The organism is Amycolatopsis sp. NPDC004625 (assembly GCF_040609695.1).
In the GTDB taxonomy this organism is placed as follows: Bacteria; Actinomycetota; Actinomycetes; order Mycobacteriales; family Pseudonocardiaceae; genus Amycolatopsis.
Map to the genome: position 1 here is coordinate 1 of NZ_JBEXKX010000105.1, position 8,586 is coordinate 8,586.

Sequence of the window (8,586 nt, forward strand, 5' to 3'; positions counted from 1 at the left end):
ATCTCCTACCTCGTCTCCGCCTACTACTCCGCCGCCGTCCTCGTCCCCGACGCCCTCGCCGTCCTCGAATCCGCCGAAATCGGCCGGGAGGAGTAACCCGCCCCGAAACTTTCGAAATCCACCGCACTGCGAAAGTTTCGTTGCCCGCTCCCTTCTTGACGTCGTAAATGAAACAGCCCTACCGTTTCATTACTTCGTTTCCCGGAAGGGAGAAACCCGATGCGCGCTGCACGGTTCCGTCCTGCCCTCCTCCTGCTGGCGGCCACGGTCATCGGCCTCGGCGGCGTCGTCACCGCGGCTTCCGGCGCCGCCGCAGCGGTCGAAGACGACGGCGCCGACTGCCCGGTTTCGCTACCCGGCTCATTCCCGTCGTCGGCCAAACTTCCCGACCCCTTCAAGAAGATCGACGGCACCCGCGTCACGGCGAAGTCCGACTGGCGGTGCCGGCGCGAAGAGATCAAGAGACTGGCCGAACGGACGATCTACGGCCAGAAGCCCGCGAAGCCGGCCACCGTCGGCGGCACGGTGTCGGCCACGAACATCACCGTGAACGTGACCGAAAACGGCCGCAGTGCTTCGTTTTCCGCCGGTGTGCAGCTGCCCGGTGGCTCCGGGCCGTTCCCGGCGGTGTTCGTGGTGGGCGGGTTCGGCGCGGACACCGCGACGATCAAGGCGTCCGGCGCGGCGGTGATCAGTTACGACCCGCTGGCCGTCGGCAAGGAAGGAACCCCGCGGAACAACAAACAGGGTGCCTTCTACAGCGTTTACGGCTCGTCCAGCAGCACCGGGCTGCTGGCGGCCTGGGCGTGGGGCGTGAGCCGGATCATCGACGTGATCGAGCAGTCGGACGGCCGCGTCCTCAAGGCGGACGCCCTCGGCGTGACGGGCTGTTCGCGGTACGGCAAGAGCGCGTTCGCGATCGGCGTGCTCGACCAGCGCATCGCGCTGACGATGCCGATCGAGTCCGGGACGGCGGGTGTCCCGATCCTGCGCGGCATCCCGGGCGAAAGCGGCTCGCAGGGGCTGGGCAACGCGTACGGGGAGCAGCCGTGGTTCGGGGACGCGTTCGGCGCGTACACGGGCAATCCGGCCGGCCTCCCGGTGGACACACACGAGCTGGTCGCCATGGTGGCCCCGCGCGGGCTGTTCATCATGGAGAACCCGCACATCGACTGGCTGGGCGCCCGCTCGGGCAGCGTCGCGGCGCTGGCCGGCGCGGAGGTGTACAAGGCGCTGGGCGCGGGCGCGAACATCAGCTACTGGTCCGACGTCCAGGACGGCACCCACTGCGCGACCCGGCCGGAATGGCGCACACCACTGCAGCAGAACATCCAGAAGTTCCTGCTGAAGACGGGCAGCGCGGCCGGGACGTTCCGGATATCGCCCGCGAAGCAGGGCAACCTGGCGGACTGGCGCGACTGGCCGACCCCGGTCCTCACCGACAGCCCGGGCACGACGACCCCCACCACGCCGACCACCACCCCCACGACTCCCACGACGACACCGACCACCCCGGCACCCGGCGATGCCTGCACGGCGGCGGTCTCGGTAAACCAGTGGACGGGCGGGTTCGTGACCACGATCCGCGTCACGGCGGGCCCGTCCCCGATCACGGGCTGGACGGTCACGGCGAACCTGCCCCCGGGCGCGGCGATCACCTCGGGCTGGAACGCGGGCCGCAGCGGCGACACCGGCACGGTCCGCTTCACGAACACGACGTTCAACGGCCCGCTCACCCCGGGCCAGTCGACGGAGTTCGGCTACCAGGGCACCGGAACGGGCACGGGAACGACGGCGTCCTGCGGCGCCGGCTGAGGGCGGCCCGCGTGTCGCCCACCCCGGCGACACCGTCCCGCTGGCAGGATCGGCCCATGGAACGCGTGCTCGGCATCGGTGGGTACTTCCTCCGCGCCTCGGACCCGGCGGCCCTCGGCGCCTGGTACCGGGACTGCCTCGGCCTCGACACCGACGAACACGGTGCCTGGCAGCAGCAGCCCGGCCCCACCGTCTTCGCCCCCTTCGAGGCCGGAACCGGCTACTTCGGCTCGCCCACCCAGCAGACCATGCTGAACTTCCGCGTCCGCGACCTCGACGCCATGCTCGCCCAGCTGCGCGAGCGTGGCGCCGACGTCGCCGAGGACGTCCAGGACATGGCCGGCGTCGGGCGGTTCGGGTGGGTCACCGATCCCGAAGGGAACCGGATCGAGCTCTGGCAGCCCGCCTAGAGCACGAACCCGGCCGGGAACGGGTCCGACGGGTCGAGCAGGTACGTGGCCGTGCCGGTGATCCACGCGCGCCCCGAGAACTCCGGGACGACCGCCGGTACGCCGCCGACCGTCGTCTCTTCGATCAGCTCGCCCGTGAACGTCGTGCCGATGAACGACGAGTTCTCGAACGGCGTGTGCAGCGGCAGCTCGCCGCGGGCGTGCAGCTGGGCCATCCGGGCCGACGTGCCGGTGCCGCACGGTGACCGGTCGAACCAGCCGGGGTGGATGGCCATCGCGTTCTGCGACGCCCGCGCGTCCGAACCCGGGGCCAGGAACTGGACGTGCTTGCAGCCGCCGATCAGCGGGTCCTCGGGGTGCTTCGGCGGCCGTTGCTCGTTGATCGCCGCCATGATCGCCAGGCCCGCGTCGAGGATCCGGCCCTTCTCCGCCCGGTCGAACGGGATGTCCACCCGGGACAGTTCGAGGATCGCGTAGAAGTTGCCGCCGTAGGCGAGGTCGTAGCGGACGGAACCCAGGCCGGGTACGGAAACCTCGGCGTCGCGCTCGGCGAGGAACGACGGGACGTTGCGCAGCTTCACGCGCTCGGCGCGGCCGTCGCGGACCGACACCTCGGCGTGCACCAGCCCGGCCGGGGTGTCCAGGCGCACCACCGTCGTCGGCTCGGTCACCTCGACCATCCCGGTCTCCACCAGCACCGTGGCCACGCCGATCGTGCCGTGGCCGCACATCGGCAGGCAGCCCGACACCTCGATGTACACCACACCCCAGTCGGCGTCCTCGCGGCAGGGCGGCTGCAGGATCGCGCCGCTCATCGCGGAATGGCCGCGCGGTTCGTTCATCAGGAACTGCCGCAGGTGGTCCAGGTGCGCCATGAAGTACCGGCGGCGCTCGGCCATCGTGGCGCCGGGGATCGGGGCGACGCCGCCGGTCACCACCCGGGTCGGCATGCCCTCGGTGTGCGAGTCGACCGCCGTGATCGCGCGCGAAGAGCGCATCTACGCCACCCCCAGCGCCGCGAGCGCGCGGTCCATGTCGGCGCGGACCTGCTCGCGGTGGGCGTCCGACAGGGGTCCCCGCGGCGGGCGGCACGGCCCGCCACGACGGCCCACCATGTCCATCCCGAGCTTGATGGCCTGCACGAATTCGGTGCGCGAGTCCCAGCGGAACGCGGCCACCAGCGGTTCGTACAGCGCTCGCGCCTCCTCCAGCTTGCCCGCCGTGGCCAGCTCGTACAGCCGCGCCGACTCGGCCGGGAAGACGTTCGGGAACCCGGCGAACCAGCCGGTGGCACCCATCAGGAGGCTCTCCAGGACGACGTCGTCGGCGCCGCCGATCACCGCCAACCCGGGCGCCCGCTCGCGGATCTCCAGCACCCGGCGCACATCGCCCGAGAACTCCTTGACGGCCACCACGTTGTCGATCCGCGCGAGTTCCGCCAGCAGGTCCGGGGTGAGGTCGACCTTGGTGTCCAGCGGGTTGTTGTAGACCATCACCGGCAGGCCCACCGACGCCACCGCCTCGAAGTGGGCGAGCACCTCGCCGCGGTTGGCGCGGTAGAGCGTCGGCGGCAGGCACAGCACGCCGTGCGCGCCGTCCTCGGCCGCCGCTTCGGCCCAGGCCCGCGCCTGGTGCGCGCCCGGAGCGTGCACGCCGACCACGACGATCCCGTCGGGCCCGACGGCCTCGATCGCGGTGCGGGCGACGCGGCGGCGTTCGTCGTCGGTGAGCGAGGAGTACTCGCCGAGGGAGCCGTTCGGGCCGACGCCGCGGCAGCCGTTGGCGACGAGCCAGCGGCAGTGCTCGGCGTAGGCGTCGTAGTCGACGGCCAGCCCGGCGGGCGCGGCGTCGTCGGCCCGGTAGGGCAGCGCGGCGGCGACGACCACGCCGCCGAGGTCGCGGGTGCTCATGCTGGGGTCTCCTTCGGGTCGGCGAGCTCGCCCAGGCGGATCGGCTGGGCGATCGGACGGTGGTGCCGCTCGGCGGCGCCGCACAGGTCGGCGACGGCGGCGCCGCACATCCGGCCCTGGCACGGCCCGAGCCCGGCGCGGGTGCCGAGCTTGAGCGCGTGCGGCCCGGGTGCGGCCGGGTCGGCGACGGCGGTTTTCAGGTCGCCGTGGGTGGTCTCCTCGCAGCGGCAGACGACGGTGTCGTCGCGCAGCCAGCCGGGCCACGCCGCGCCGATCGGGTGCGCGGCGGCCAGCCGGCGGGCGAAGGCTCGGGTGTGGTCACGTTCCTTGAGCAGGCCGCGGCGCGGCGTCCGCCCGGCGGCGGCCCACCCGGCGACCGCGCCCTCGGCCGCGGCGGCGGCCGAACCGCCGATGCCGGTGAGCTCCCCCGCGGCGAACACGCCCTCGACGCTGGTGCGCTGGTCGTCGCCGACCCGGACGAACCCGCCGTCGAGGACGCAGCCGGCCGCGACGGCCAGCTCGGGTTGCGGCACGAAACCGTGCCCGACGCAGAGGGCGTCGACCTCGTGGGTGCGCTCGGTGCCGGGGACGACCGACCAGTCCGCGCGGAGGCGGGCGGTGACGGCTTCGCGGACCCGGTCGTCGCCCCGGGCTTCGATCACCGTGCGGCCCGTGCGGTACGGGACGCGGTGCCGGGCCAGCGTGCCGGCGTAGCGGGCCAGTTCGGCCGCCTTCCCGAGGTGGGCGGCCGCCCGCCACGACCATCCACCGAGGACGGTTCGCGCCGGGTTCGCCTCCAGGACGGCGAGGACGCCGGCCCCGACGTCCACAAGGGACTCGGCGACCGGGAGCAGGAAGGGTCCGGCCCCGGCGACGAGCACCCGCCGTCCGACGGCCACCCGCTCCCCCTTGGCCAGGGCCTGCGCGGCGCCCGCGGTGAACACGCCGGGCAGCTGCCAGCCGGGGAACGGCAGGACGCGGTCGTGCGCGCCGGTGGCCAGGACGAGCGCGTCGGGTTCGAGGGCCACGCGGTGCCGGTTCGTGCCGTCGGCCGGGCCGCGCAGGACGTGCACCCGCTTGCCTTCCAGAGCCCAGACGGTGCTTTCCGGCCACCACGTGCACCGGCTCAGGAGCGTCTCGAACCGGTGCGACGCTCCCCGGTGGTACTGGCCGCCGGGCGTGTCCGCCTGGTCCAGGACGGTGACTTCGGCGCCCGCGGCCAGGGCGTGCTCGGCCGCCGCGAGCCCGGCGGGCCCGGCGCCGACGATGACGACGTGGGTCACGCGCCCTCCTCCCGGGACTGGGTCCGGATCTCGTCGCCGTCGGCGGCGCGGCGGCGGCAGGCGCGGACGTCGGCGACGCCGTTGACGGTGAGCAGGCAGTCGAAGCAGGCGCCGATCCCGCAGAACACCCCGCGCGGCGCGCCGGACCGGGTGGTGCGCCAGGACCGCCGGCCCGCGGAAAGCAGCACGCCGGCGACGGTCTGCCCGGCGAGCCCGGGCACGGCCTCGCCGTCGACGGTGATCTCGATCGGCTCGCTCACGCCAGCACCGCCGGACGGTCCACGGTGAACTCTTCCACCGGCATCGACGGCTCCTCGCCGGTCAGCAGTTCGCGCAGCAGGAGGGCCGTCCCGACGCTCAGGCCGATCCCCGCGCCTTCGTGACCCGTTGCGTGCCAGAGGTTTCCCAGCCTCGGGTCCTCGCCGAGCACCGGCAGGTGATCGTCCACGTAGGGCCGGAAGCCGCCGTACGCGCGCATCACCGCGGCGTCGGCCAGGGCCGGGAACAGCCGGACCGCCTTGGCCGCGATGGCGCCCAGCACGTCCGGGCGGATCGTGTCGTCGAAGCCGACGCGACGGCGGGACGAGCCGATCAGCACCGTGCCGCCCCGGGTCGACTCCACCACCGCCGACGTCTGCAGCTCGCCGCTGCCCGTGCCGACCGCGCCGACGTAGTCCGCGTCGTAGACCTTGTGCCGCACCACGCCCGGCATCGGCGTGGTCACCAGGACTTCGCCACGCCGGGGGCGGACCGCGATCGGCGCGCCCAGGCGGGCCGACACGGGTCCCGACCACGGTCCCGCGGCGTTCACCACCACGTCCGCGGCCACGACTTCGCCGTTCACGCGGACCCCGGTGATGCGGCCGCCCGCGACCCGGGCGCCGGTGACCTCGGCTTCGGTGCGCAGCCGGGCGCCGTGCCGCAGCGCCGAGCCCAGCAGGGCCAGCGCGGCGCCGGCCGGCTGGACCTGGGCGTCGTCGGGGTAGCGGACCGCGGCGGCCACCTCCCGGGTGAGCGCGGGTTCGGCCGCCGCGACGGCCGCGGCGTCGAGCCGCTCGGTGCGGACCCCGGCCGCGGCCTGCGTCCCGGCGAAGGCGATGAGCGCGGCAGCGCCGGCTTCGGTGGTGGCGACGACGATGCCGCCCTTCGCGTCGAACTCCGTCGCGGCCGCCGCGCGGGGTGCGAAGTCCGCCACCAGCTCCGGCCACCGGCGGGCGGACAGCTGCGCGAGCGCGAGTTCGGGGCCCGGGCCCTTGTCGGAGACCAGGATGTTGCCTTCGCCGTGCGACGTCGTGCCGCCCGCGGGGCGGCCGCGGTCGAGGACCAGGACGTCGAAACCGGCCCGGGCGAGCTCCCCGGCGCAGGCCGCGCCGACGATCCCGGCGCCGATCACCACCACCCGCGTTCGGTTCATCGACCCTCCAGCGTTCGGTATAGCGAACGATAGGTCTCGGCCGGGGCGGGTGTCAATCCGGCAGGACGGGGTGCGGCCGGCCGTCGAGCCGCTCGTCCGCGCGGTACTGCAGCAGCAGGACCGAGTGCACCGGGGCGGCGAGCGCGGTGTAGCTGTGCGGCTCGCGGGCGTCGAACGCGACGTAGTCGCCGGGCCCGAGGTCGACGGCCCGGCCGGCCACCTCGACGCGCAGCTCCCCCGTCTGCACCACGGTGTGCTCGACGCCGACGTGCCCCTGCGAGCGCTGCGGCGCGTCCCCGCGGACGACCTGGTCGTACACCTCGAAGACGCTGTTGTCGGCCTCGATGCGGCGCAGTGGCCGCAGGTCGACGCCCTCGCCGCGGAGCACCTCGACGTCGGCGCCCCGCACCACGGTCAGCCCGCCGCGCGGCCGGTGGTCGAGCAGGTCGGAGATCGCCACCTCGAGGACCCGGGACAGGCTGAACACGGTCTCGATGGTCGGGTTGCCGGTGCCGCCCTCCAGCTGCGAGAGCGTCGCCTTGCCGATGCCCGACCGCCGGGACAGCTCCGACAGCGACAGGCCGCGCGCCGACCGGGCCGCGCGGAGGTTGACCGCCAGCATGTCGCGAATCGACTCGTTCGGTAAAGCGTCCACCGGCGGCGTCCTTCGTTCGGTTTGCCGATCGGAGGTCATGATGCCACGGCGCTAGGGTGGACGGGTGGACCCGTCGATCCTCGCCCTGGCCGACCTGGCGACACCCATGGCCGTCCGCGTGGCGGCGACGCTCGGCCTCGCCGACCACACGGGCACGGCCGCCGAGCTGGCCTCCGCGACCGGCGCGTCCCCCGCGGCGCTGGCGTGCCTGCTCGATCACCTGGTGACGGCCGGGGTGTTCGCGTTCGAGTCCGGCCGCTACCGGCCCACGGAGCTCGGCGCACAGCTGCGCACGGAAGGCGCCAAGGTGCTGCTCGACATCCACCGCGCCGGCGGGCGCGCGGAGCTGGCGTTCGCCGACCTGCTGGGCACGATCACGACGGGCGAGCCGGCGTACGAGCGCCGGTACGGCCGCGGGTTCTGGGCCGACATCGACGCCGAGCCGCGGCTGCGGCGGTCGTTCGACGCGCAGATGAACTGGCGGTTCCGGGTCCGGGCGCCGCAGATCGCGGAGCGCTTCGGCTGGGGCCGGTTCCCCCGGATCGTCGACGTGGGCGGCGGCGACGGCCTGCTGCTGGCGGAGATCCTGCGCGCCCATCCCGGGGTGCGCGGCGAAGTGCTCGACCTGGCGGCGACGGCAGCGGCGGCCCGCTTCGCCACGGCCGGTTTCGGCGACCGGGCGGGCGCGGTGGCGGGGAGCTTTTTCGACCCGCTGCCGGCCGGAGCGGACGCGTACGTGCTGTCGGACATCCTGCACGACTGGGACGACGACCACGCGGCCCGCATCCTGGCGCGCTGCCGCGAAGCGGCGCACCCGGCCGCAACGGTGGTGGTGATCGAGCCCCTGCGCGAGGGCGCGGGAACGGCGATGGATCTGTTCATGCTGATGTGCTTCGGCGGCCGCGAGCGAACGGCAGCCGAGCTGACAGCCTTGGCGGCCGCCTGCGGCCTCGCACTGCGCGGCACGACCGCGGTGTCCGACGGGCGGACGGCTCTGGAGTTCAGCCCGGCGGTGGGGGGGGTGGTGTGGAGCGGGAAATAGGCGCAGACCAAACGAACAACCCGCCGCCCGCCCGGGGCGGGGGGGGGGGGGTTGGGG

10 protein-coding genes are annotated in these 8,586 nt (G+C 74.1%); 4 read left to right on the forward strand and 6 right to left on the reverse strand.

Going from position 1 to position 8,586, the window contains the following annotated elements:
* The 3 genes from ABZW17_RS46250 to ABZW17_RS46260 form a co-directional block, all read left to right on the forward strand.
* A partial coding sequence (locus ABZW17_RS46250; RefSeq protein WP_354829284.1) for a hypothetical protein occupies window positions 1–96 on the forward strand: 96 nt, incomplete at its 5' end.
* Window positions 97–219: 123 nt separating this feature from the next.
* Window positions 220–1,815: a cellulose binding domain-containing protein gene (locus ABZW17_RS46255; RefSeq protein ID WP_354829268.1), complete on the forward strand. Its 1,596-nt coding sequence runs from the start codon at window positions 220–222 to the stop codon at window positions 1,813–1,815.
* Between the two features lie 56 nt (window positions 1,816–1,871).
* A complete protein-coding gene (locus tag ABZW17_RS46260; protein WP_354829270.1) occupies window positions 1,872–2,225 on the forward strand; it encodes a VOC family protein in 354 nt (117 codons plus the stop codon).
* On the opposite strand, the gene ABZW17_RS46265 is transcribed toward ABZW17_RS46260, so the two are convergent.
* The 6 genes from ABZW17_RS46265 to ABZW17_RS46290 are packed head-to-tail and all read right to left on the reverse strand — an operon-like array spanning window position 2,222 to window position 7,454.
* Window positions 2,222–3,223 (reverse strand): proline racemase family protein, encoded by a 1,002-nt coding sequence (locus ABZW17_RS46265; RefSeq protein ID WP_354829272.1) that lies wholly within the window; start codon window positions 3,221–3,223, stop codon window positions 2,222–2,224. The genes ABZW17_RS46260 and ABZW17_RS46265 overlap by 4 nt on opposite strands.
* Complete coding sequence (locus ABZW17_RS46270; protein ID WP_354829274.1) at window positions 3,224–4,135, reverse strand: dihydrodipicolinate synthase family protein; 912 nt, start codon at window positions 4,133–4,135, stop codon at window positions 3,224–3,226.
* Window positions 4,132–5,418 carry an NAD(P)/FAD-dependent oxidoreductase gene (locus ABZW17_RS46275; protein WP_354829276.1) on the reverse strand — a complete coding sequence of 429 codons (1,287 nt, stop codon included), beginning with the start codon at window positions 5,416–5,418 and terminating at the stop codon, window positions 4,132–4,134. The genes ABZW17_RS46270 and ABZW17_RS46275 overlap by 4 nt, the downstream gene beginning before the upstream one ends.
* Entirely contained in the window at window positions 5,415–5,678 is a 264-nt protein-coding gene (locus ABZW17_RS46280) for a (2Fe-2S)-binding protein (protein WP_354829278.1), read from the reverse strand. The genes ABZW17_RS46275 and ABZW17_RS46280 overlap by 4 nt, the downstream gene beginning before the upstream one ends.
* Window positions 5,675–6,832 carry an FAD-dependent oxidoreductase gene (locus ABZW17_RS46285; protein WP_354829280.1) on the reverse strand — a complete coding sequence of 386 codons (1,158 nt, stop codon included), beginning with the start codon at window positions 6,830–6,832 and terminating at the stop codon, window positions 5,675–5,677. Before ABZW17_RS46285 ends, ABZW17_RS46280 begins: the two co-directional genes overlap by 4 nt.
* 52 nt (window positions 6,833–6,884) lie before the next feature.
* Window positions 6,885–7,454, reverse strand: a complete 570-nt coding sequence (locus ABZW17_RS46290; protein ID WP_354829287.1) for a helix-turn-helix domain-containing protein — start codon at window positions 7,452–7,454, stop codon at window positions 6,885–6,887.
* Window positions 7,455–7,551: 97 nt separating this feature from the next.
* On the opposite strand from ABZW17_RS46290, the gene ABZW17_RS46295 reads away from it, so the two are divergent.
* Window positions 7,552–8,529 (forward strand): methyltransferase, encoded by a 978-nt coding sequence (locus ABZW17_RS46295; protein ID WP_354829282.1) that lies wholly within the window; start codon window positions 7,552–7,554, stop codon window positions 8,527–8,529.
* The last annotated feature ends 57 nt before the right edge of the window (window positions 8,530–8,586 follow it).